The organism is Actinokineospora iranica (genome assembly GCF_900101685.1).
GTDB lineage: Bacteria > Actinomycetota > Actinomycetes > Mycobacteriales > Pseudonocardiaceae > Actinokineospora > Actinokineospora iranica.
On the sequence record NZ_FMZZ01000011.1, the window covers coordinates 26,460 to 48,854 of the forward strand.

The following is a 22,395-nucleotide window of genomic DNA, read 5'->3' on the forward strand; positions in this document are numbered from 1 at the left end:
ATCGGACCTCAAGCTGCCAGGTGCTCGATGGGGTGGAGTGGTTTCTTCGGGGGAGAAGGAAGATCGCCAAGCTGGCCGCGCGAGTGATGCCGCGGGCTTCCCACCCTCTTTCACACGGGCGATCTTCCTTCGTAGGGGCCCCGAAGAAACCGATCCACCCCATCGAGCAGACCCCGAGAAGGCCCACGCGGCCCCGCGCGCAGTGGGCAAGCGCCGATGTGGGCTTCGTCTACGCCCTGGCCACCAACTTTGTGCACACGTTCACAAGCGGTACCGTGGTGGCAGACCCGGAGACGAAATCTGTCGAGGAGTAGCAGCGTGGCGGCACAGCGAGGCCAGCGGAACGGGGTCGGCGACACCCCGCCCGCCCCGACCGCCGCCGAGATCACGACGCCGATCCCGAGGGTCGCGGAGGTGCCCGCCGCGCGTGATCGGGCCCGCGCGATTCCCGAGGCCGCGGTGGCCCGGCTCGCGGTCTACCTGCGGGTGCTGTCCGGGATGCAGGAGCAGGGCGCGGGCACCGTGTCCAGCGAGGAACTCGCCGTCGCCGCCGGGGTCAACTCGGCGAAGCTGCGCAAGGACCTGTCCTACATCGGCTCGTACGGCACCCGGGGCGTGGGCTACGAGGTCGTGGTGCTCATCGAGGAGATCGAGCGGATTCTCGGGTTGACCCGGAAACACAGCGTCGCGGTGGTCGGAATCGGTAACCTCGGACATGCCCTCGCCAACTACGGCGGGTTTCCTGGACGAGGTTTCCCCGTGACAGCTCTGTTCGATGTCGATCCCGACCTCGTCGGCGTGCCCGTCGGCGGGATCCCGGTCGACCACATCGATGACATCCCGAGGGTCTGCGCCGAGCGCGAGGTGTCCATCGGGGTCATCGCGACGCCGCCGCCCGCCGCCCAGGCGGTATGCGACCGTTTGGTCGAAGCGGGAGTTCAGTGCATTCTGAACTTCGCTCCCGTCGTCCTGCAGGTGCCCGACCACGTCGAGGTCCGCAAGGTCGACCTGGCGGTCGAGTTGCAGGTCCTGTCGTTCCACGTGGCGCGCCGGGCCGACGACGCGGCCCAGGGTGACGGGGTGGCTGGGATGGGTCCGGATCTGCAGGTCAACGGGATGGTGGTGTCGTGAGCGTTCTCGCTGTCGGGATGTCGCACCGCACCGCGGAGGTGCGGGTCCTCGAACGCGTCACCGTCTCGGCCGTCGACGTGCCCAAGGTCCTGCACGACCTGCTGGCGTGCGCCAACGTCTCCGAAGCCGTGTTGGTCACCACGTGCAACCGGGTCGAGGTCTACGCGGTCGTCGAGGCGTTCCACGCGGGGCTGGCCGACATCGTCGGCGTGCTCGCGCGGCACTCCGGTGAGGACGTCTCCGCCCTCTACGACCACCTCTACGTGCATTACGCCGCCGCCGCGGCCCAGCACCTGTTCACCGTCGCCGCTGGCCTGGACTCCATGGTCGTCGGCGAGTCGCAGATCCTCGGCCAGGTCCGGCTGGCCTACGGCGCCGCCCGCGAGGCGGGCACCGTGGGCCGCACCCTGCACGAGCTGGTGCAGCAGGCGCTGCGCATCGGCAAGCGGGTGCACACCGACACCGGCCTGGACCAGGCGGGCGGCTCGGTCGTGTCCGAGGCGCTGGCCGACGTGGAGGAAGCCCTCGGCGGGCTCGCTGGCCGCACGGCGCTGATCGTGGGCGCCGGGTCGATGGGCGGCTTGGCCGCGGCCGCGCTGCGCCGGGCCGCGATCGGCGAGGTCGTCGTCGCCAACCGCTCCCAGGGCAACGGCGAGCGCCTGGCCGCGTCGCTGCGCGAGCAGGGCGTGCCCGCGGCCGCCGTCGCGCTCGACGGCCTGCGGGAGCGGATCGCCGACGCCGACGTCGTGATCTCCTGCACCGGCGCGGTGGGCGCGGTCGTGCGGGTCGACGCGGTCACCGCCCGGCCTGCCGACCGGCCGCTGGTCATCTGCGACCTCGGCCTGCCGCGCGACGTCGAGGACGGCGTCGCCGGCATCGCGGGCGTGCGCGTGGTCGACCTGGAAAGCCTCCAGCGCAGGCTCGCCGAGGCGCCCAGCGGCATCGACACCCGCCGCGCGGGCGAGATCGTCGCCGAGGAGGTGCGCGCCTACCTGGCCGCGCAGCGCTCCGCCGAGGTCACCCCGACCGTCACGGCGCTGCGCAAGCGGGCCGCCGAGGTGGTCGACGCCGAGCTGCTGCGGCTGGACGCCCGGCTGCCCGAGCTGGACGACCCGGTCCGCGCCGAGCTGGCCCGCACGGTCCGCCGCGTGGTCGACAAGCTGCTGCACACCCCGACGGTCCGGGTCAAGGAACTCGCCTCCGGCCCCGCGGGCACGGGCTACGCCGAGGCGCTGCGCGAGCTGTTCCAGCTCGACCCGCAGGCGCCCGCCGCCGTGGCCGCCCCCTTCGAGACGCCCGTGGACGGTGGTCGCTGATGGAACGCGTGATCAGAATCGGCACGCGCGGCAGCGCGCTCGCCCTGGCGCAGACCGGCACGGTCGCCGACGCGCTGGAGAAAGCGGGCGCGAAGACCGAGATCGTCGTCGTGTCCACCCCCGGCGACCGCTCGTCCGCCCCGATCGCCGAGATCGGGATCGGCGTGTTCACCTCCGCTCTGCGCGACGCGCTCGCCGACGGCACGGTCGACGTGGCCGTGCACTCGTACAAGGACCTGCCGACCGCCCCTGACCCGCGGCTCTCGCTCGCCGGTGTGCCGCCGCGCGAGGACCCGCGCGACGCGCTGGTCGCCCGCGACGGGCTGACGCTGGGCGAGCTGCCGCCGGGCGCGCGCATCGGCACCGGCTCGCCGCGCCGCGCCGCGCAGCTGCACGCGCTGGGCTTCGGCCACGAGATCGTGCCCATCCGGGGCAACGTGGACACCCGGATCAAGATGGTGCGCGAAGGCGAGGTCGACGCGGTCGTGCTCGCCCGCGCGGGCCTGGCCCGGCTGGGCAGGCTCGACGAGATCACCGAGACCCTGGACCCGATCCAGATGCTGCCCGCGCCTGCGCAGGGGGCCCTGGCGATCGAGTGCCGGGTGAACGACGTCGACGTCGAGCACCTACTCCAGTCCACTGTAGACGATGAAGCCACCCGGGCCGCTGTGGCCGCTGAGCGCGCCATGCTGGCCGCGCTCGAAGCGGGCTGCAGCGCGCCGGTTGGCGCATTGGCCGATGTCGTGGAAGACCTCGACAGCGACGACCAGGTGGTCTACCGCCTGTCGCTGCGCGGGGTAGCCGCCGCGTACCTGGCCGACGGCGACCCCACCGGGCCCGTCGAGATCATGCGCGCCTCGGCCACCGGTGACCTGACCGCAGGAGAGCAGCTCGGTCGTGCGCTGGCCGCCGAGCTGCTGGAACTCGGGGCCGGGGTGCTCTCCGGTCCCGAGGCGTAGTTGATGAGGAAGTGGCCTGACATGACCACCCGTGCACGCAAGTCCCCCGGTCGCGTCGCCTTCGTGGGTTCCGGCCCCGGCGACGCCGGGCTGCTCACCGTTCGAGCCAAAGAGCTGCTCGAACGCGCGGAGCTCGTGGTTACCGACCCGGACGTGCCCTCCGGGGTGCTGGCGTTCGCCTGCCCCGGTGCCGAAGTCCGCCCCGCCGTGGGGCAACCAGCCGACGTCGCCAAGGACCTCGCGGGCGAGGCCAAGGCAGGCCGCGTCGTCGTGCGACTGGTCGCGGGCGATCCGCTGACGCATTCAGCGGTCGTCGCCGAGGCGCAAGCCGTCGCGCGGACCAGCGCGGTGTTCGACGTGGTGCCCGGCGTCTCCGCCGCCACCGCCGTCCCCGCCTACGCGGGCATCGCGCTCGGCTCCACGCACACCGAGGTCGACGTGCGCGGCGACATCGACTGGGCGGGCCTGGCTGGCGTGCCCGGCCCGATCGTGCTGCACGCCAGCGCCAGCCACCTCGCCGAGGCGGCGTCGTCGCTGGTCGAGCACGGCATCGCGGCGCAGACCCCGGTCGCGGTGACCGCCGACGGCACCGGCTCCAGCCAGCGCACCATCGACACCACGCTGGCCTCGCTGGCCGCCGACGCTGGCGAGATCTCCGGGCACCTGGTGGTGACCGTGGGCGCGGCCGTGTCGCAGCGCTCGAAGCTGTCCTGGTGGGAGTCGCGCGCGCTCTACGGGTGGCGCGTGCTGGTGCCGCGCACCAAGGACCAGGCTGGCGAGATGAGCGAGCGCCTGCACCTGCACGGGGCCATCCCCTCGGAGGTGCCGACGATCTCCGTCGAGCCGCCGCGCAGCCCGGCGCAGATGGAGCGCTCGGTCAAGGGCCTGGTCGACGGCCGCTACCAGTGGGTGATCTTCACCTCGACCAACGCCGTGCGCGCGGTCTGGGAGAAGTTCGCCGAGTTCGGCCTCGACGCCCGCGCGTTCTCCGGCGTCAAGATCGCCTGCGTCGGCGAGGCCACCGCGGCGAAGGTGCGCTCGTTCGGCATCAACCCGGAGCTGGTGCCATCGGGCGAGCAGTCCAGCGAGGGCCTGCTGGCCGACTTCCCGCCGTACGACGACATCCTCGACCCGGTGGAGCGGGTGCTGCTGCCGCGCGCGGACATCGCCACCGAGACCCTGGCCGCCGGTCTGCGCGACCGCGGCTGGGAGATCGATGACGTGACCGCGTACCGCACCGTCCGCGCCGCGCCGCCGCCCGCCGAGACCCGCGAGATGATCAAGACCGGCGGGTTCGACGCGGTGTGCTTCACCTCGTCGTCCACTGTGCGGAACCTGGTCGGCATCGCGGGCAAGCCGCACGCGCGGACCCTGGTGGCCTGTATCGGCCCCAAGACCGCGGAGACCGCCCGGGAGTTCGGCCTGCGGGTCGACGTCCAGCCCGAGCACGCCACCGTGCCCGCCCTGGTCGACGCGCTCGCCGAGCACGCGGCGCGGCTGCGCGCGGAGGGCGCACTGCCGCCGCCGCGCAAGACCAAGCGCGCGAGGCGCTAGTACCACCCGCGGGCGGTGTGCAGGGGGCACGCCGCCCGCGGCTTTTTGGGGAGGTCTGAAGATGTTTCCGAACCACCGGCCACGCAGGCTGCGCCGCACCCCGGCGCTGCGGCGCATGGTCTCCGAGACCGCCGTCGAGCCCCGGCAGCTAGTGCTGCCGATGTTCGTCAAGGAGGGCGCGACCGAGCCGACGCCCATCGGCAGTATGCCCGGGGTCGTCCAGCACACCCGCGACACGCTGCGCAAGGCCGCCGTCGAAGCGGTGCGCGCCGGGGTCGGCGGGATCATGCTCTTCGGCGTCCCCGAGACCCGTGACGCGGTGGGCTCCGGCGGCGTCGACCCGGACGGTGTCCTCAACGTCGCGCTGCGCGACCTGCGGGCCGAGTTGGGCGACGAGACGGTGCTGATGGCCGATCTGTGCCTGGACGAGTTCACCGACCACGGCCACTGCGGTGTCCTCGACGCGCACGGCGAAGTCGACAACGACGCCACCCTCGCCGTCTACGCCGACATGGCCCTGGCCCAGGCCGAGGCGGGCGCGCACCTGCTCGGCCCCAGCGGCATGATGGACGGCCAGGTCGGCGTTATCCGCGAGGCGTTGGACACCGCGGGCCACCACGATATCGGCCTCTTGGCGTACTCGGCAAAGTTCGCCTCCGCCCTGTTCGGCCCTTTCCGTGAGGCCGTTGACTCGCAGCTAACCGGCGACCGTAAGACCTACCAGCAGGACCCGGCCAACGCCCGTGAGGCGCTGCGGGAGGTCACACTCGACCTCACCGAGGGCGCAGACCTGGTCATGGTCAAGCCCGCCTTGGCCTACCTCGACGTCATCCGCGCCGTCCGCGAGCTTTCCGACGTCCCGGTAGCCGCTTACCAGGTCTCCGGTGAGTACGCGATGGTCGAGGCCGCCGCCGCCAACGGCTGGCTAGACCGCAGGCGCACCGTCCTGGAGACCCTGACCTCGATCCGCCGCGCGGGCGCCGATGTGATCTTGACCTACTGGGCGGCCGAGGCCGCGGGCTGGCTGCGCGAGCACTGACACCGGCCCGGAACCCGGCAGGTATGTTCGGGCCGTGAGCACACCAGACGAATCGGACCCCGCGCCGCGGGACGAGCCGGTCATGCCGACCGCGGCCGAGGCAGCGGACTCGGGCCACGCCCGGACGGACGCGCCGCGGGTCGTGCGGGTCGCGTTCTGGGTCTGGGTCAGCGCGGGGCTGATCGGCCTGATCGGCTCGATCCTCTTCTTCATCTTGCGCGAAGAGTGGGCCGAGAACCAGAAGCGCGTGACGCCCGAGATGAAGTCGGTCGACGTCATGCAGGTCGCGGTGGGCCTGTCCTGGTGGCTGCTGCTGGGCTCGCTGATGTTCCTGGGGCTCTTCCTGCTGCTGGCCCACCACGCGCGCCGCGGCGCGCGCAAGGCCCGGACGCTGCTGCTGGTCGTGGGCGTGATCGCCTGCCTGTTCGAGTACTCGTTCGGCCGGGTCACGATCTACGGGCTGATCAGCGCGCTGCTGGTGATCGTCGGGCTGGGGATGCTCTACATGCCCACGGCGCGGCGGTTCTTCGCCGAGAGCGACGAACGGTGAGCGGGCAGCCCGAAGCGCCCATCCACTACCTGGAGCCCGGTTCGAGTTGGTGGCCGGTGCTGTGGGGGCCGCTGTTCTCCGCTGTCGGCGCGGGCCTGGAAGCCACTACCGGTGTGGTGCACGGCCTTACCTGGGTGCTGGTAGGCGCGCTGCTGACGCTGATGACCGCGGGCTGGGTGAACGCTCGGCGAAAGGTCTGCGCGGTCACGTTGACCGCCACCTCGCTGCGCCAGGGGCGGGAAGTGCTGCCGGTCGGGCGCATCGCCAAGGTCACCGGTGTCGAGGCCCCCGCGGGCGCGAAACCGCTCGGCGGCGGTTTCACCGTGCCGCGCAAGACGACCGAGGTGCCGGTGGAACTGGATGACGGGTCGGTGGTGCTGGCCTGGGCGCGGTACCCGGAGGACCTGACCGAGGCGCTGAAGCCACTGGTCGAGCGGAAATCGTGATCGTCGATGTCGCCAAGTCGCTGTGCACCGGGCCAGGCAAGCTAATAGTTTCTCAGTTATGACAACGAGTGGACCCGGCCCCCAACCCAACGACCCCTACGAGCCGTTTCCGACCGCGCCGCCGGTCGACCCGCGATCCCTGCCGCAGACGCCCGCCCGCCCCAAGCAGGTCGACACCGCCTTCACCCTGTGGATGGTCAGCGCAGGACTGAGCCTGCTCGGGTTCGTCCTCACCCTCGTGTTCGGCCAGGACGCGACGCGCGAGGCGGCCAGGAAATCGTTCGAGGACACGGGCAGGCCCTTCACCGAGGCCGATGTCGACACCGCGGTCACTGCCGCGCTCATTTTCACCGGATTTTTCGCGCTCCTGTTCTTCGGCCTCTACCTGCTGTTCGCGTTCAAGATGCGCGCTGGCCGCAACTGGGCGCGGCTGACCCTGGCGATCCTGGGCGGCCTCGGCCTGCTCTACGCCCTCTACGGCCTGGCCGCGGGCGGGCAGGGCGCGCTCGAAACGGTGGTCGGCATCGTGCAGATCGCCCTGGTCGGCACCGCGATCTACCTCATGTACACCAAGGAGTCCTCCGCGTACTTCGACGCGGCCAAGCGCGCCAGCTGACCGCGTCCGACGGCGGGCGGGGCGGTTCGGGACGCGCGAACGACCGTTAAGTACACCTCGTAACACGGGTGTCTCCGGGGACTACATAGTTCGCATGACCGCCTCCCCGCCCGATTCGCCCCGTTCCAGACCCGGTGCGGTGACCGGAGCCTGCTACGGCTCGCTGGCCGCCGCCGCGCTCGCGGGCGCCCTGCTGTTCCTGTCCGACCGGCCCCTGGGCTATCTGGGGTTCGGCGCGGGCCTGTCCGCCGTCGTCGCACTCGTCCTCGCCCTGCCGCTGCGCGCGGGGCAGGCCTGGGCCCGCTACGCGTTCCTGGTCACCGCCCCGGTCGGGGCGCTGTGCGCGCCCGCCGCGGCCAACGCGCTCTGCCACGGCGCCGCCGCCTACGTCGGCGCGCTGCTGATCACGCTCTGGGTCGCCGTGGTCGTCCTGCTGCTGCGGGTCGACGTCCGGGAGCACTTCGCCGACCCGGGCCGGCCCGGCGCGGCCACCGCGCCCAGGGCGACCGAGCCATGAGAGGCTGACCGACGTGACAGCAGCGGGGACGAGCGAGCCCGAGGCCCCTGACCTGGCCTGGCCGGTGGGCACGGCAGGCCTCAACGAGCCGAAGCGGGCGCTGGTCGCGGCTGCCGAACTGGTCGCCGCGGCCCTGCTGGTGTGGCTCGCGGTGTGGCTGTGGTCGCGCGGAACGGTGCCGCTGACCCCGATCGCCGAGCGCCCCGACCTCGCCTTCGAACGCTACGAGGGCAACTGGATCGGCGCTGCGGTCGCCGCGGGCACCCTCGCGCTGGTCGTCGTCCTCGACGCCGTGCGGCAGGTCACGCTGGCCGTGCGGGCCCGCTCCCGGCGTACGTGAGCGCGGACACTCGACCTGATTTGGGAGACTGGCCCCGTGGAAGCTGAGACCCAGGCGCACGTGCGCGGTTCGGCCACGCTGTTCGACCGCGCGAAGGCGGTCACCCCGGGCGGGGTGAACTCCCCGGTGCGGGCGTTCTCCGCGGTGGGCGGCATCCCCCGGTTCATGGTCCGCGGCCAGGGCCCGCACCTGTGGGACGCCGACGGCAACCGCTACGTCGACCTGGTCTCGTCGTGGGGCCCGATGATCCTCGGGCACGCGCACCCGGCCGTGGTCGAGGCGGTGCGCGCCGCGGCGGGCAACGGGCTGTCGTTCGGGACGCCGACGGCGGGGGAGATCGACCTCGCCGAGGAGATCATCGGCCGGGTCGCCCCGGTCAACCAGGTCCGGCTGGTCAACTCCGGCACCGAGGCCACGATGAGCGCGATCCGGCTGGCCCGCGGCTTCACCGGCCGCACCCGGATCGTGAAGTTCGCTGGCTGCTACCACGGCCACGTCGACGCGCTGCTCGCCGAGGCGGGCTCCGGCGTGGCGACCCTGGGCCTGCCCACGACGCCGGGCGTCACCGGCGCGCAGGCCGAAGACACCATCGTGCTGCCCTACAACGACATCGACGCGGTCCGCGCCGCCTTCGCCGAGCACGGCCAGACGATCGCCGCGGTGATCACCGAGGCCGCCGCGGGCAACATGGGCGCGATCGCCCCGGTCCCCGGCTTCAACGAGGGCCTGCGCGAGCTCACCTCCGCCAACGGCGCGCTGCTGATCATGGACGAGGTGATGACCGGCTTCCGCGTCTCCGCGGCGGGCTGGTTCGGCATCGAGGGCGTCGTCGCCGACCTCTACACCTTCGGCAAGGTCATGTCCGGCGGCCTGCCCGCCGCCGCGTTCGGCGGGCGCACGGAGATCATGGCCGCGCTCGCCCCGTCCGGCCCGGTCTACCAGGCGGGCACCCTGTCCGGGAACCCGGTCGCGGTCGCCGCGGGCCTGGCCACGCTGCGCGCAGCCGACGAGACTGTCTACCGCGCCCTGGACGCCAACGCGACCCAGCTCGGCGCGCTGCTCACCACCGCGCTGACCGAGGCGGGCGTGCCGCACCGGGTGCAGTTCGCGGGCAACCTGGTCAGCGTCTTCTTCACCGAAGACCCCGTGGTCGACTACGCGGGCGCCAAGGCCGCGCAGACCTGGCGGTTCCCGCCGTTCTTCCACGCCCTGCTCGACCGCGGCGTCTACGCCCCGCCCAGCGCCTTCGAGGCATGGTTCGTCAACGCCGTCCTCGACGACGACGCGTTCACCCAGATCGCCGAGGCCCTCCCGCACGCGGCGGCAGCGGCGGCGGCGGCGAAGGAGCCAGCGTGAGCAAGACCGTCGTCCACCTGCTGCGCCACGGCGAAGTCCACAACCCCACCGGCGTCCTCTACGGCAGGCTCCCCAACTTCCGCCTGTCCGAGACCGGCAAACGCCAGGCCCTCACCGTCGCCGAGCACCTGAGCGACCGCGACATCACCCACGTCGTGGCGTCCCCCCTGCAACGCGCGCAGGAGACCGCGGCCCCCATCGCGGGCTCCCACCGCCTGGAGATCGCCACCGACGACCGCCTCATCGAGTCCGCCAACGTCTTCGAGGGCCAGAAGGTCTCGGTGGGCGACGGCGCGCTGCGCTCCCCCCGCAACTGGCCCCACCTGCGCAACCCGTTCACCCCGTCCTGGGGCGAGCCGTACCTGGAGATCGCGCACCGGATGCTCGGCGCCGTCCACCGCGCCCGCGAAGCGGCGGACGGCCACGAAGCGGTGTGCGTGTCCCACCAGCTGCCGGTGTGGACCATCCGCCGCTACCTGGAGGGCAAACGCCTCTGGCACCACCCCGCCCGCCGCGAGTGCTCCCTGGCCTCCCTCACCAGCCTCGTCTTCGACGACGAGCAGCTGGTCGAGATCCGCTACTCGGAACCAGCGGGCTCCAGCGACCCCAGGAAGACGGGCGCGTGACCATGCGCGCCCTCCTGGCAGCCATAGCGGCCCTCGCCTTGGCCCTGACCGGCTGCGCAACCGGAGAGAACACGAACAGCTCGGAGTTCGTCTTCGTCTCCCCAGGCGGCAAAACGGAAATCTTCTACGACGGCCCCGACCGCAAACCGCTCCCGGACCTCTCCGGCAGCGACCTGATGGACGACACCAAACGCCTCTCCCTGACCGACTACCGAGGCAAGGTGGTAATCCTCAACGTCTGGGGCCAATGGTGCGCCCCCTGCCGCACCGAAGCCGCCCAACTCCAAAAAATCCAAGAAACCTACCCCGACCGAGTCCAAGTCCTCGGCATCAACTTCCGCGACAACCAACGCGAAGTCCCCCAGGACTTCGTCCGCGACCGCGGCCTGACCTACCCCTCCATCTACGACCCCTCCGGTCGCACCCTCTTGGTCCTCAAGGGCTACCCCCGCACGGTTGTCCCGGCCACCTTCGTCATAGACAAACAAGGCAACGTAGCCGCCGCCTACCTCCGCGAACTCCTGGTAGAGGACCTCACCCCGGTAATAGACCGCCTCTCAGCCGAGTAGCGATTGCCCGCCCCCGGGGATCATGTTTGTGAGTAACGTCACTGGTCATTCGATCGGCAGTCAGCTCGTATGCGGACGGTTACCCTTCGTGCGGACAAGTCGACGTCGCAGTACGGCTGGATGGCTGCTAGGAGGCGAAGTGGATCACGAGGGGACCGGGGGATACTCGACCTCGTCTGAGGCTTTTGATCGCTATGTAAATGAGACGGTCACTCCTGCCTTGGAGAATTTCGATCTTGTAGCAAGCAGGCTTTACTCTGATACCGGTGTTTCGTATACCCAAATGCTAGGGAAACCTCTGCTTGCGGGTGGTCATGAATTTACTGACGCATGTCGGCGAATGCTGGACACCTTCTTTGATGTGCATGGTACGATGACTGAACGGCAGCAGAATCTAGTACACATTGTGAGCGATTTTCGCGATAAACTGCTACAAACGAACGCTGCGTACATGCAGCAAGAGGCGGACGCCGCGCATTCGCTAACTCGTCTTGCCGGAGGTCTGGAAACGAGGTTGAACTCCGATGGCACCACCAGATAGGAGTCCTGACCCTTACCACTCGGCGGCCACGGGAGTTGACAGCGAATTCGGGCACGTAGGTGAGATAGCCGCCTGGGTTGAGTGGCTTCTTCACCCGGAAGAGCATCACTATGACCGGATGATTATCTTAGGAGATGGCACCAAGGTTGAGTCGCGTGGCAATCTTCCTATAAAAGACAACAGTATTGACCCAAATGGCCCCTTGGTTCCGGACCCGGTCAAGCCGACGGAGTACTACCCATTCGAGTCGGTGATTGAAGGTTGTTACATCGAGCAGTTCTTTGATCCGGCCCTAGCTCTCTCCGGGCAACACCTCGATGGCGAATATTGCGACCTTAGCAAGGTGTTCAAGGGGCTATGTGATACTTCCTGGAAGAATGATGACTGGATTGGGAAACTGAGCGGGCAATTTGAGGATCTTCGGCAAGTATGGGAAGGTTCCGCTGGTCTGCGTGCTGGAGAGTTTCTGGGCGCTATCGATGATTTTATGAAGGATTTCAACCGGATTGCTGTCGAGTTGGCCGCAGTCTTGTTGGAATATGGCGGGGTGATCGATGCCGCTCGAAAAAGCCTTAACAATGCCATGGGTAAACTCGTGGATGCTTTTCATCGAAAGTTCTATGCGAATGAGAACCCACTGGAAAAAGTGCTGATCAAGGCTCTGGTCGCGATTTCCGGGGCGGCGCTCACCTACGTGTCCGGAGGAACCGCGGCGGCTGCTTGGGCGGCTGGAATGACCGCCGTGATTGACAAGACGCTTGATAGCGGCGGGCCGGAAATCGGCGGCACCACATGGCGCAAGCTTGTTGACGACTACTTCGTTGCTCAAGCAGAGATCCTGCGGCTTGTGCGTGCAGAGATTGACAGATTGAACGACGACCTCACGAGGCTCGCCGGGCGACTGGTGGACATGCCGAAGCTGCCGGGGTAAACCGAATGATCATACGTGGGATTGGGCCGATGAATCGAGCGTGGTTTCTCGCATTGGTCCTGGCTGTCACTGCGGTCGGGTGCTCATCGGACGGTGCGGAGCCGGAGCGGGCTCGGCCGGTGGCCGTGCAATATCCGGAAGTCGAGGTGCCGAAGGACCGTGACGAGGGTACCGTTGTCAAGGCACTGCGCGCGCTCAATCCCTGCGTGTTATTTGACCCGACGGCTATTGGATTCCCAGCAGGGACTACACCCGAGCCACCGGAAGCGCACAAGTGTGCAATTTCCAAGGGAGCGGGAGATAGTCGGTTCATAGTCGATGTCGATGACCGGTTTGACCGGATCCAGAAGTACAATGCCGCGTCGCTTGTCCTCAATGGTGCCACCGCTTACCTGACTTCAGGGCCGGGGGTCGGGCAGTGTCAGGTTGCGATCCCGGCGACCTTCGAGGTGGCCGTGACGATCGTCGGCCGGGATGGGCCAAGATCACAAGGCGACCTTTGCGCCTCGGTCAAGGCTGCGGGTGAGGTGGCGGTCGGCAAGCTGGGTGCGCTGGTGTTCCGAAGCGAGCCGGACGTCGCGCTGATCGGGGCCTGCGTCGATTTCCCCTTCGGCATGACCTGTCAGCCCAGCACTGCTGTCCCGGTTCCTATCGGTCCGGAAGCTGCCTTCGCCGCCGCGGCGGGGGACGCGCGGGTCGCCTGCGAGATCACGCGCGACGCCTTCGGCGTATTCTCCTCGGGTTTCGCGCCCGTCCTTGGCAGCCGGGTAGGCGAGCCACTGCGATGTTACTTAGTCGAGTCGTCGCACACTGTGGTGATCGAGGTTGCGGTGTACTACGACAGCGACCTCACTGACGGCACGCACACCGCAGGCGGGCTTGGGACCACCGTGGCAGGCCGCCCAGCCACGATCGCAAGCACCAAAGAGCAGCGCCGTCTGTGCTTGCTGCCGGTTCCCGGCTCCAAGATCGGGTTGATGTGCGTTGTCGCCTACTTCCTGCCCGGCCGTGGTGTGGCGGCCGCGTACGAGGTCGACTCCAGCAAAGCCCCCGAGTTGGACCGAGCCGTAGCCGACGTCGTGGCCAAGCGCTTCTCCTGACCGGGTTGTGACCTGCGCCCCTCACCAGGCCACCGCCCATCGGCTCTCAGCAGGCATTCCTTACCCTGATCGGGTGGACCCGACGGAGCTCGCCATATCCGGCCCGCTGCTGCTTGCCAGTGCGGTGGCGATGCTCGCCGGGTTGATCTCCTTCGCGTCCCCCTGTGTTGTGCCTCTTGTCCCCGGTTATCTCGCTTACCTGGCCGCTCTTGTCGGTGCCGAAGCCCCCGCCGTTGACACTGACGAGGACCGTAAGAAGGGCCGTTACCGCGTCTTGGGCGCGGTGACCCTGTTCATCCTCGGTTTCACCGCCGTGTTCGCCGCCACCATCGGCAGCCTGGTCTGGCTCGCCGACGGGTTGTTTTTCAACTCCGAGGCCCTCCAACGGGTCGGCGGGGTGCTGACCATCGCGATGTCGCTGGTGTTCATCGGCCTCGTCCCGGGGATGCAGAAGGACATCCGCATCCACAAGACCCCCCGCTTCGGTCTCGCGGGCGCCCCCGTCCTCGGCGGCATCTTCGCGCTCGGCTGGACGCCCTGCCTGGGGCCGACGCTCTCCGGTGTCATGACGATCGCCGCGTCCACCGGCAGCAACGCCGCCCGGGGGTACCTGCTGGTGGTCGTCTACTGCCTCGGCCTCGGCCTGCCGTTCCTGCTGATCGCGCTCGGCGCGCGCTGGGCGGTGCGGGCCACGGCCTGGCTGCGCGCCCACGGCCGCGTCATCCAGATCGTCGGCGGGGCGATGCTGTTCGTCGTCGGGGTGCTGCTGGTCACCGGGCTGTGGGGCGACCTGGTCTCCTGGCTGCGCAACACCGTGGTCAACGACGTGAAGCTGCCCCTGTGAGGCGCGCACTCGCGTTCTCGCGCAACACCTGGCGCGGCCTGACGTCCATGCGCACCGCCCTGGTGCTGCTGTTCCTGCTCGCCCTCGCCGCGATGCCCGGCGCGCTGCTGCCGCAGCGGTCGCTGAACGCGGGCAAGACGCGGGAGTACATCGCCGAGCACGGCTGGTGGGGGACGCTGCTCGACCGGCTCCAGTTCTTCGACGTGTACGGCAGCGTCTGGTTCTCCGCGATCTACCTGCTGCTGTTCATCTCTCTCGTCGGCTGTCTTGTCCCGCGCACCACCGAATACGCCAAGGCCCTGCGCGCCAAGCCGGTCCTGACCCCCCGCAACCTGGCCCGCCTCCCGCACCACGCGACGGTGACGGCCGACGCCACGCCCGAGCAGGTCATGGCCGACGCGCGCGCCCAGTTGCGCGGCTGGCGGCTGGCCGAGCGGGACGAAGCAGGCGGCGCGCGCAGCCTCAGCGCCGAGCGCGGCTACCTGCGCGAGGCGGGCAACCTGGTCTTCCACTTCGCCATGCTCGGCCTGATCGTCGCCCTGGCCCTGGGCAAGATGTTCAACTACGAGGGCCAGGTCATCGTGCTCGCCGACGGCTCAGGGGAGCACTGCAACGCTGCGCCTGCCAACTACGACTCGTTCCGCCCCGGCCTGACCGTCGACGGCACCGGACTGCACCCGTTCTGCGTGCGGGTGGACGACTTCACCGTCGGCTACCTGCCCAACGGCCAGGTAGACCAGTTCCTGGTGAAGATCCGCTACCAGGCGGGCGACGACCTCGCCGCGGGCCGCTGGCACCCCTACGACCTGCGTGTCAACGAGCCGCTGCGGCTCGCGGGCGACCGCGTCTACCTGCTCGGCCAGGGCTACGCGCCCACCTTCACCGTGACCTTCCCCGACGGGCAGCGCCGCACCCAGACCATGCAGTGGCGCCCCGTCGACACCCTGACGCTGCTTTCCGAGGGCGCCACCAAGTTCGACCCGCCCGGGGTCACCGACTCCGGGGAGCGCCGCACGCGGCAGCTGGCGGTCACCGGCCTGTTCGCGCCGACCGCCCTCATCCACGACAAGGTCCTCACCTCCAGCTTCCCCGACCTGACCGACCCCGCCGTCGCCGTCGACGTCCTGCGTGGCGACACCGGCCTCGACTCCGGCCGCAGCCAGTCGATCTTCGAGGTGGACCGGTCGCTGGTCGACAGCGGCAGGCTCACCCGCGTCGCCCGGCAGAACCTCAAGCCCGGCGGCGAGATCACCCTCGACGACGGCACGAAGGTCCGCTTCGACGGCGTCGAACGCTGGGTGAACCTGCAGGTCTCCCACGACCCGACGCAACTGTGGGTGCTGGTGTCCGCGGTCGTGATGATCCTCGGCCTGGGCACGTCGCTCGTCGTCAAGCGGCGCAGGCTCTGGGTGCGCGCGGCCCCCGACGACGAGGGCCGTACGGTAGTGGCAGTCGGCGGTCTCGCTCGCACCGACCAGGCGGGTTACGGCGAGGAGTTCAGCAGGATCGCAGCGCGGCTGCTCAGTCCCCGGAGGGATACCTGATGCCCGTCAACGAGACGCTGGCTAGCTACAGCGACTGGAGCTTCGGCGCCGCCGCCCTGGTCTACGTGTTCGCGATGATCTTCTACACCGTCGAGCAGGCGTTCGGCCGCGCGGCGAAGAAGTCCGAAGCCGCCCGCGAACTCGTCCACGCTGGTGCGCCCGCCACCCCCCAGATCGGTCTGATCACCGAGGTGCCGACGCGGAGCAGGCCCGAGCGGTTCGGCCGGATGGCCGTCGCGCTGACCGTCCTGGGCGCGGTCCTGCACCTGGCGTCGCTGGTGCTGCGCGGCCTGGCCACCGAGCGCGCCCCGTGGGGCAACATGTACGAGTACGGGGCGGCGGCCATGCTGGTCGCGGTCGTCACCTGGCTGGTGCTGATGCGCAAGTTCGACGTGCGCAGGCTCGGCGCGTTCGTGCTCACCCCGATCGTGATCCTGATGTTCCTCGGCGGCACCGTCCTCTACACCGAGGCCGCCCCCGTCCAGCCAGCCCTGCAGTCCTACTGGCTGGTCATCCACGTCTCCGCCGCCGCGGCCTCCAGCGGCCTGTTCCTCGTGCCCGGCGTCGTCAGCCTGCTCTACCTGGTGAAGGTCAAGCACGACGCCGACCCGGCGAAGTTCGCCCGGCTGGGCCCGCGCCTGTCCGACGCCGACACCCTCGACCGCCTCGCCTACCGCACCACGATCTTCGCGTTCCCGATCTACACGTTCGGGATCATCTGCGGCGCCATCTGGGCCGAGGCCGCCTGGGGCCGGTTCTGGGGCTGGGACCCGAAGGAGACCGTGGCCTTCGTGGCGTGGGTCGTCTACGCCGGTTACCTGCACGCCCGCGCCACCGCGGGCTGGCGCGGGAGCCGCGCGGCCCTGATTAACACGATCGGGTTCGCCATGGTCGTGTTCAACCTGTTCTTCATCAACCTCCTTGTCACGAGCCTGCACTCCTACGCCTAGCCCGACCTGCGGTTGCTCGTGCGAACCGCATCACCCCCCTTTCTGTGTCGCCAGCGGTAAGCGACTACCGTCGCAAGAGATCGGGGAACTCCCCGCTCGACGCTTGCAGGAGGAGTCGCAGGGGTGACTGGACGGCAAGAGGAGTCCGAGGTGGCCTGGCGGCCGCAGGCGGCGTCCGAGGGTGCGGACGCCCAGGAGTTCGGCCCCAACCCCGAAATCGGCGACACCCATCTTGATGACGACGCCGCCACCGATTCCACGGCGCACCCGGGCCTGACCGGGGACCAGGCGGACGCAGCGGCGGGCCACGCGCCCAAGCACCAGGTGGCGTCCGGCCAGTCCGGCCCGTACGAGGTCGGCGCGCACCCGATCGATGAGACGCTGTCCGGCGCGCACTATGCCCCCGCCGGTAAGTCTGGCCAGGCAAGCACGGGCGCGCACTATGCGGCGGCAGGTCAATCCGGTCCGCACCAGGTAAGCGCGACGCCCGACTCGGGGGTCGCGCAGACCGGCGCGCACTACGCGGCCAATCAGCCCAGCTTCCCGGTCAGCGGACAGCCCGGCCCGCAGGTAAGCGGCGGTCAGTCCGGTCCGCACCAGGTAAGCGCCACCCAGTCCGGTCCGCACCAGGTCGCGTCCGGCCAGTCGGGCCCCTACGAGGTCGGCTCCGGCCCGTACCCGGTGAACCCGTCGGCATCGGGCCCCCACCAGGTCAACCCCCAGCACCCGGGCGTGTCCGGCCCGCACCCGGTCAACCCGACCCAATCCGGCCCGTACCCGGTCAACCCGGCGCAGTCCGGCCCGTACCCGGTGAACCCCGGCCAGTCCGGTCCCTACCCGGTCAACCCCGGCTACTACGTCGAGCCCACCCCGTCGGGCCCGCAGCACCAGCAGCAGCCCCCGCAGCAGCGCCTCACCCCGCACGGCGACGAACTGTCCTCGGCCCGCCTGCTCAAGCAGGCCAAGCGCGCCCCCCAGTCGGGCTGGCGCAAGGCCGTCTACGTCGCCAGCGGCCACCTGATCAACCCCGGCGAGAGCCCGGCGGACATCCTCCGCAGGCAGCTGATCGCCCGGGTCAACCAGCCCCTGCGCGGCTGCTACAAGATCGCGATGCTCAGCCTCAAGGGCGGCGTGGGCAAGACCACCACCACGACCACCCTCGGCTCGACGTTCTCCTCGCTGCGCGGCGACCGCGTCATCGCCGTGGACGCCAACCCCGACCGCGGCACTCTGAGCCAGAAGATCCCGCTGGAGACCACCGCCACCGTCCGGCACCTGCTGCGCGACGCCGACCGCATCCGCCGCTACAGCGACATCCGCGCCTACACCTCCCAGGGCCCCAGCCGCCTTGAAGTCCTCGCCAGCGAACAGGACCCCGCTGTCTCCGAGGCGTTCAGCGAGGACGACTACCGCCGCACGGTCGCCCTGCTCGAGCACTTCTACAACATCGTCCTCACCGACTGCGGGACCGGCCTGATGCACTCGGCGATGAAGGGCGTCCTGGAGATCGCCGACTCCCTGGTCATCGTCTCATCCGGTTCGGTGGACGGCGCCCGCAGCGCCTCGGCCACCCTCGACTGGCTGGACGCCCACGGCTACCGCGACCTGGTCTCCCGCTCGGTCGCGGTGATCAACTCCGTCCGCCCCCGCTCCGGCTCGGTCGACCTGGACAAGCTGGCCCAGCACTTCGGCTCCCGCTGCCGCGCCGTCTGCCGCATCCCCTTCGACCCCCACCTCGAAGAAGGCGCCGAGATCGAACTGGACCGCCTGGCCCCGGCAACCCGGCTCGCCCTCCTGGAAATGGCCGCCACCGTGGCCGACGACTTCCCCAACGAACTCGGCCGCACCCGCTGACCGGGTAGCCGCCACCGACTCCCACCAGACCAGGGTCTCGGGTCTGGCGGGAGTGTCGCTACCCGCTGTCAGACACAGGGGCCGTCAAGACCCGTTGGGCGGAAGACCGTCCTCGTCCCGCTTGCGGAACTTGTCGAGTCCGCGCAGGAACTCGGGGTCGTCGTCCGGGGCGATCGGGGCGGTGCGACGCGAGGACACACTGGCTGTCTGCACCCCGAACGCCCGCCACAGCAGGACCGCGATGGTCAGCGCGCCGACCGCGGCGAGGACATACAACATGCGAAGCCACCTCCCGAACCGATTAGGTGTTCGAGGTTAACCCCTTTGTCTGTTTCGTGGGTGTGTGCCTCGTCAACAGATCAGCCGCGCTCGGCCTGCTCGGTGGCCTCGGTGGTCAGTTCGGCGAGCAGGGACTTGACCTCCGACTCACGGAAGCGGCGGTGGCCGCCGGGGGTGCGGATCGACCCGATGCGGCCCGCGGTCGCCCAGCGGGTCACCGTCTTCGGGTCGACCCGGAACAGCGCGGCGACCTCGCCGGGGGTCAGCAACCGCTCTCCGACGTGCGCAACTGTCATTGCCGTCTCCTTGCTCGCTCCGCGTGGTCGGGTAAACCAGGATCATCGTGGCACTTCGCCCGTCAGGTACTCGAACGGTTGGGTGATGGTAAAGAGGTAGTAAGGGACAAATCGGCCGGTTCGGACACCGGTCGCCCACGCCGTACGCTGCCCGCGTGGACACTGTCGATCGCCGCATCATCGCGGCGCTGCGCACCAACGGCCGCGCCACCTACGCCGAACTGGGCCGCCAGGTCGGGCTCTCCGCGTCCGCCGTGCACGAGCGGGTGGGCAAGCTGGAAGCCTCCGGGGTGATCGTCGGGTACCACGCCGTGGTCGACCCGCGCGCGGTCGGCCTCGGGGTCACCGCGCTGGTCGGCATCCACCCGACCGACACCGCCGACGACGAAGAGGTCGCCGACGCTCTCGGCGAGCTGCCCGAGGTCGAGTCCTGCTATCGGGTGGCGGGCGACGAGGCGTTCGTGGTCAAGGTCCGGGTCGCCACCGTGGACGAGTTGGAGCACACGCTGGGCAGGCTCCGCCGGATCAAGGGCGTGGCCCGCACCCGGTCCACGGTAGTGCTGTCGACCCGGTTCGAGGGCAGGCCCAACACCGCCGACCTGGCCGCCGAGTAGCCTCCAGGACGTGCAAGAGGAGCAGGGTAAACCGGACACGCACCTGGGCCGCGACATCGCGCTCTACACCGTGCTGCGGCTGGTCCTCGTGGCCGCCGTCGGGGGCGTGCTGCTGTTGTTCGACGTCCCGCTGCTGGTCAGCCTGGCCATCGCCGTCGTCGTCGGCTTCCCGCTCGGCCTGCTGCTGTTCCGCGGCCTGAACAACCGCGTCACCGCGGGCCTGGCCGAACGCCACGCCGACCGCGACGCCGAACGCGACCGCCTCCGCGCCGAACTCCGCGGCGAAACCGACCCGGACGCGAACTGAATCCCCAGGTCAACGGCTGGACCTAGGTCCAAGGGCTTAGCTCTTTCGATGGATCTTGCTGGACGACCACCGCATTCCTGGCAGAATGAACTCGAGAGCAAGAGTTAAGAACGTGGCCAGGACGCTCCAGTTCGTCAAATAGGCGCACGGCAACCACAGTCTCTCCCGTCTCAGGCGAACCTTTCCGACTCGAAGTCGGCGGGCAAGCCTCAATATCCGTGGGTGGAAAGGCATGTGGGGTGTCCGGGCAACGAAAGTCATCGCAGGCGCGCGACCGCACGCTTGGCGCGCAACTGAGGATCATCAGACAGGAGCGGACAACGCTCGGCTTAGGCCAAGCGGCAGCGGCCATGGGCTGGTCCACAGCGACGCTCAGCCGGACCGAGACCGGCAAGCGCCACATCACCAGCGAGGACACGGCCGCCTTGCTGGCCATCTACGGCATCCCCGCCGACCAACGGAACGCGTTGGTCAACGCCGCCCGCGCCACGAATGGCCAAGCAGGCTGGTGGTCCCGACCCCTCCCCGGCGTGTCGCACGACGCGGACACGTTGGCGGGCTACGAGTCATCGGCAAGAGCACTGACGAACTGGTCGCTGGGCGTGATCCCCGGCATGATGCAGACGGAGGAATACTCGACAAACTTCATGGCCAAGGACGGCGCGACTCCAGAAGAAGCGCGAACACGCTGGACGGCGCGCCTGAACCGACAGAAGCGCTTGCCGACGCTCGACTACGTGGCCTACATCCACGAGACCGCTCTGCACGTGCTGGTCGGTGGCGCGGAAGTCCTCAAAGGCCAGTTGAAACACCTGCACGACGCGCATACCCAGGGGCACAGCATCCGAGTGGTTCGCGCACACGTGTCGACCGCGGCGCTGATCCACTCCTGGTTACTTTTGGAGTTCCCCCAAGACCCGCCCGTCGTTCACATCGAGCTGATGAACAGCACAATCTACCTCCACGACGCCGAGGTCAGTCCTTACCTGACCTTGCGCGCTGAACTCGATCGCATAGCCCTGTCCGGCCCGGAAAGTCGAGGTGTCATAAGGCAAACCATGGAAAGGTTGTGAGACATGGAGCGACGTAAGGAGGGAGAAGCTACGCCAGTACTTCCCGAAAGGCACCGGCCTGTCGGCACACTCCCAGAGCGAACAGGGTCCCGGGGCATGACCGGATCGCAACCCTGTTGACGTGCAATCCGTCGGTGTTTTCGTTGCCGCCGCGCTGCCAGGGTGAATGCGATGACACTGGGCTGGGCCACCCCCACCGAAAAACTCAACCACCTCCTGATCAACCACGATGTCGCACCTTGACCTCCAGGGTGCGATGCGCCGGCTGTGGGGTGATTTTCATGGTGTGTGAGTGGGTGGAAATCGGTGGTGGCGTGTCGTGTGGTGGTGAGTCATGCTGATCAGGGACGATTTCGCGGGAGTTGCGGGCTGGTGGGGCGTTCCGTTCGATTGGTCGGGTGTTGGGTCGGCGTCATTCGGTGGTCGCGCGTGAGGTCGCGCGGGATGGGGGCAGGGACGGGTATTGGGTGTTTCGGGCCGGCTCGCGTGCGAGGGTGATGCGGGCGCGGCCGAAACCGCGGAAGTTGGAGCGCGATGGCCGGTTGCGGGATTAGGTGGTGGCGGGGTTGGTCGAGTTGTGGTTGCGGCGGCAGATCGCGACCAGGATGAAACGAATATCCCGGTGACTCGGAGATGCACGTGTCGCACGAGGCGATCTGCCAGGCCCTGTTCGTGCAGGGCGAAGGCGAGTTGCGGGCGATCATTTACCGGGCGTTGCGGTCCGGGCGGGCCAGGCGGGTGTCCTCGTCGGCCAAGCGGCCGCGGCGTGACCTGATCGTGGGCATGGTCGACATCAGCGCACGCCCCAAGGAGGCCGAGGACCGGGCGGTGCCTGGGTTCTGGGAGAGCGACCTCGTTCTTGGCGCGGTGTGCAAGTCGCAGATCCTGGCCTTGGTGGAGCGCCAAACGTGATTCGTGGTGCTGATCCGGGTCCCGCACGGCCGCTCGGCGGATCGGGTGGCGTTGTTGTTGGCGAACAAGATGAAAACCCTGCCCGAGTTCCTGCGGAAGTCACTCACGGGGGATCAGGGCAGTGAGATGGC

General features: G+C 69.3%; 26 protein-coding genes. 24 read left to right on the plus strand and 2 right to left on the minus strand.

Translation table 11 applies throughout. The features are described from left to right. Positions 1-318 precede the first annotated feature (318 nt). From BLS56_RS21255 to BLS56_RS21345, 20 genes are all read left to right on the plus strand, one after another. Positions 319-1,131 (plus strand): redox-sensing transcriptional repressor Rex, encoded by an 813-nt coding sequence (locus tag BLS56_RS21255; RefSeq protein WP_091453798.1) that lies wholly within the window; start codon positions 319-321, stop codon positions 1,129-1,131. Further along, on the plus strand, positions 1,128-2,447 hold the full coding sequence (locus BLS56_RS21260) for a glutamyl-tRNA reductase (protein WP_091453799.1): 1,320 nt from the start codon (positions 1,128-1,130) through the stop codon (positions 2,445-2,447). Before BLS56_RS21255 ends, BLS56_RS21260 begins: the two co-directional genes overlap by 4 nt. Next, positions 2,447-3,406, plus strand: coding sequence for a hydroxymethylbilane synthase (gene hemC, locus BLS56_RS21265; protein ID WP_091453802.1), 960 nt, complete (start codon positions 2,447-2,449; stop codon positions 3,404-3,406). Before BLS56_RS21260 ends, hemC begins: the two co-directional genes overlap by 1 nt. A 21-nt stretch (positions 3,407-3,427) precedes the next feature. After that, positions 3,428-4,960, plus strand: a complete 1,533-nt coding sequence (locus BLS56_RS21270) for a bifunctional uroporphyrinogen-III C-methyltransferase/uroporphyrinogen-III synthase (RefSeq protein ID WP_091453803.1) — start codon at positions 3,428-3,430, stop codon at positions 4,958-4,960. A gap of 61 nt (positions 4,961-5,021) precedes the next feature. Further along, the gene (hemB, locus tag BLS56_RS21275; protein ID WP_091453806.1) at positions 5,022-5,999 is read left to right on the plus strand and encodes a porphobilinogen synthase; all 978 of its coding nucleotides are present in this window, start codon (positions 5,022-5,024) and stop codon (positions 5,997-5,999) included. A gap of 34 nt (positions 6,000-6,033) precedes the next feature. Continuing rightward, on the plus strand, positions 6,034-6,549 hold the full coding sequence (locus BLS56_RS21280) for a hypothetical protein (protein ID WP_139190876.1): 516 nt from the start codon (positions 6,034-6,036) through the stop codon (positions 6,547-6,549). Next, a complete protein-coding gene (locus BLS56_RS21285) occupies positions 6,546-6,995 on the plus strand; it encodes a hypothetical protein (protein WP_091453810.1) in 450 nt (149 codons plus the stop codon). The genes BLS56_RS21280 and BLS56_RS21285 overlap by 4 nt, the downstream gene beginning before the upstream one ends. A gap of 58 nt (positions 6,996-7,053) precedes the next feature. Then, positions 7,054-7,611 carry a hypothetical protein gene (locus BLS56_RS21290; RefSeq protein ID WP_091453813.1) on the plus strand — a complete coding sequence of 186 codons (558 nt, stop codon included), beginning with the start codon at positions 7,054-7,056 and terminating at the stop codon, positions 7,609-7,611. 139 nt (positions 7,612-7,750) lie between these two features. Then, positions 7,751-8,128: a hypothetical protein gene (locus BLS56_RS21295; RefSeq protein ID WP_091453816.1), complete on the plus strand. Its 378-nt coding sequence runs from the start codon at positions 7,751-7,753 to the stop codon at positions 8,126-8,128. A gap of 13 nt (positions 8,129-8,141) precedes the next feature. Further along, positions 8,142-8,468, plus strand: coding sequence for a hypothetical protein (locus tag BLS56_RS21300; protein ID WP_139190878.1), 327 nt, complete (start codon positions 8,142-8,144; stop codon positions 8,466-8,468). 36 nt (positions 8,469-8,504) lie between these two features. After that, positions 8,505-9,824, plus strand: coding sequence for a glutamate-1-semialdehyde 2,1-aminomutase (hemL, locus tag BLS56_RS21305; protein ID WP_228771817.1), 1,320 nt, complete (start codon positions 8,505-8,507; stop codon positions 9,822-9,824). Further along, positions 9,821-10,450 carry a histidine phosphatase family protein gene (locus BLS56_RS21310; protein ID WP_228771818.1) on the plus strand — a complete coding sequence of 210 codons (630 nt, stop codon included), beginning with the start codon at positions 9,821-9,823 and terminating at the stop codon, positions 10,448-10,450. Before hemL ends, BLS56_RS21310 begins: the two co-directional genes overlap by 4 nt. Positions 10,451-10,452: 2 nt before the next feature. Next, on the plus strand, positions 10,453-11,019 hold the full coding sequence (locus BLS56_RS21315; protein ID WP_091454276.1) for a TlpA family protein disulfide reductase: 567 nt from the start codon (positions 10,453-10,455) through the stop codon (positions 11,017-11,019). A 139-nt stretch (positions 11,020-11,158) separates the two neighbouring features. After that, on the plus strand, positions 11,159-11,560 hold the full coding sequence (locus BLS56_RS30775) for a hypothetical protein (protein WP_139190880.1): 402 nt from the start codon (positions 11,159-11,161) through the stop codon (positions 11,558-11,560). Beyond that, entirely contained in the window at positions 11,544-12,491 is a 948-nt protein-coding gene (locus BLS56_RS30780) for a hypothetical protein (protein WP_139190882.1), read from the plus strand. Before BLS56_RS30775 ends, BLS56_RS30780 begins: the two co-directional genes overlap by 17 nt. Positions 12,492-12,610: 119 nt before the next feature. Beyond that, positions 12,611-13,591, plus strand: a complete 981-nt coding sequence (locus BLS56_RS30785) for a hypothetical protein (RefSeq protein WP_139190884.1) — start codon at positions 12,611-12,613, stop codon at positions 13,589-13,591. 73 nt (positions 13,592-13,664) lie between these two features. After that, positions 13,665-14,435, plus strand: coding sequence for a cytochrome c biogenesis CcdA family protein (locus BLS56_RS21330; protein ID WP_456049127.1), 771 nt, complete (start codon positions 13,665-13,667; stop codon positions 14,433-14,435). 47 nt (positions 14,436-14,482) lie between these two features. Then, complete coding sequence (resB, locus tag BLS56_RS21335) at positions 14,483-15,979, plus strand: cytochrome c biogenesis protein ResB (protein WP_091454279.1); 1,497 nt, start codon at positions 14,483-14,485, stop codon at positions 15,977-15,979. Continuing rightward, positions 15,979-16,929, plus strand: a complete 951-nt coding sequence (ccsB, locus tag BLS56_RS21340; protein ID WP_091453829.1) for a c-type cytochrome biogenesis protein CcsB — start codon at positions 15,979-15,981, stop codon at positions 16,927-16,929. The genes resB and ccsB overlap by 1 nt, the downstream gene beginning before the upstream one ends. 681 nt (positions 16,930-17,610) lie before the next feature. Continuing rightward, on the plus strand, positions 17,611-18,783 hold the full coding sequence (locus BLS56_RS21345; protein WP_407640545.1) for a MinD/ParA family ATP-binding protein: 1,173 nt from the start codon (positions 17,611-17,613) through the stop codon (positions 18,781-18,783). Between the two features lie 84 nt (positions 18,784-18,867). Here the strand turns inward: BLS56_RS21345 and BLS56_RS21350 are convergent, their stop codons facing one another. Next, a complete protein-coding gene (locus BLS56_RS21350; protein ID WP_091453834.1) occupies positions 18,868-19,062 on the minus strand; it encodes a hypothetical protein in 195 nt (64 codons plus the stop codon). A gap of 80 nt (positions 19,063-19,142) precedes the next feature. Continuing rightward, a complete protein-coding gene (locus BLS56_RS21355; RefSeq protein ID WP_091453837.1) occupies positions 19,143-19,358 on the minus strand; it encodes a BldC family transcriptional regulator in 216 nt (71 codons plus the stop codon). Between the two features lie 155 nt (positions 19,359-19,513). Here BLS56_RS21355 and BLS56_RS21360 point away from each other — a divergent pair, with 155 nt between their 5' ends. The 4 genes from BLS56_RS21360 (at position 19,514) to BLS56_RS32405 (ending at position 22,264) form a co-directional block, all read left to right on the plus strand. Beyond that, the gene (locus tag BLS56_RS21360) at positions 19,514-19,972 is read left to right on the plus strand and encodes an Lrp/AsnC family transcriptional regulator (protein ID WP_091453839.1); all 459 of its coding nucleotides are present in this window, start codon (positions 19,514-19,516) and stop codon (positions 19,970-19,972) included. Positions 19,973-19,982: 10 nt separating this feature from the next. Further along, complete coding sequence (locus BLS56_RS21365; RefSeq protein WP_091453841.1) at positions 19,983-20,279, plus strand: DUF4229 domain-containing protein; 297 nt, start codon at positions 19,983-19,985, stop codon at positions 20,277-20,279. A gap of 239 nt (positions 20,280-20,518) precedes the next feature. Next, positions 20,519-21,352, plus strand: a complete 834-nt coding sequence (locus BLS56_RS21370; RefSeq protein ID WP_175482968.1) for a helix-turn-helix domain-containing protein — start codon at positions 20,519-20,521, stop codon at positions 21,350-21,352. Between the two features lie 639 nt (positions 21,353-21,991). Further along, positions 21,992-22,264 (plus strand): hypothetical protein, encoded by a 273-nt coding sequence (locus BLS56_RS32405; protein ID WP_228771819.1) that lies wholly within the window; start codon positions 21,992-21,994, stop codon positions 22,262-22,264. Positions 22,265-22,395 lie beyond the last annotated feature (131 nt).

What these genes read in the sequence shown, in the direction of transcription:
- hemB (WP_091453806.1), top strand. Translation starts at nt 5,022, where the DNA reads ATGTTTCCGAACCACCGGCCACGCAGGCTGCGCCGCACCCCGGCGCTG.
- resB (WP_091454279.1), top strand. Translation starts at nt 14,483, where the DNA reads ATGCGCACCGCCCTGGTGCTGCTGTTCCTGCTCGCCCTCGCCGCGATG.
- BLS56_RS21350 (WP_091453834.1), bottom strand. Translation starts at nt 19,062, where the DNA reads ATGTTGTATGTCCTCGCCGCGGTCGGCGCGCTGACCATCGCGGTCCTG.
- BLS56_RS21270 (WP_091453803.1), top strand. Translation starts at nt 3,428, where the DNA reads ATGACCACCCGTGCACGCAAGTCCCCCGGTCGCGTCGCCTTCGTGGGT.
- hemC (WP_091453802.1), top strand. Translation starts at nt 2,447, where the DNA reads ATGGAACGCGTGATCAGAATCGGCACGCGCGGCAGCGCGCTCGCCCTG.
- BLS56_RS21355 (WP_091453837.1), bottom strand. Translation starts at nt 19,358, where the DNA reads ATGACAGTTGCGCACGTCGGAGAGCGGTTGCTGACCCCCGGCGAGGTC.
- BLS56_RS21315 (WP_091454276.1), top strand. Translation starts at nt 10,453, where the DNA reads ATGCGCGCCCTCCTGGCAGCCATAGCGGCCCTCGCCTTGGCCCTGACC.
- BLS56_RS30780 (WP_139190882.1), top strand. Translation starts at nt 11,544, where the DNA reads ATGGCACCACCAGATAGGAGTCCTGACCCTTACCACTCGGCGGCCACG.
- ccsB (WP_091453829.1), top strand. Translation starts at nt 15,979, where the DNA reads ATGCCCGTCAACGAGACGCTGGCTAGCTACAGCGACTGGAGCTTCGGC.
- BLS56_RS21290 (WP_091453813.1), top strand. Translation starts at nt 7,054, where the DNA reads ATGACAACGAGTGGACCCGGCCCCCAACCCAACGACCCCTACGAGCCG.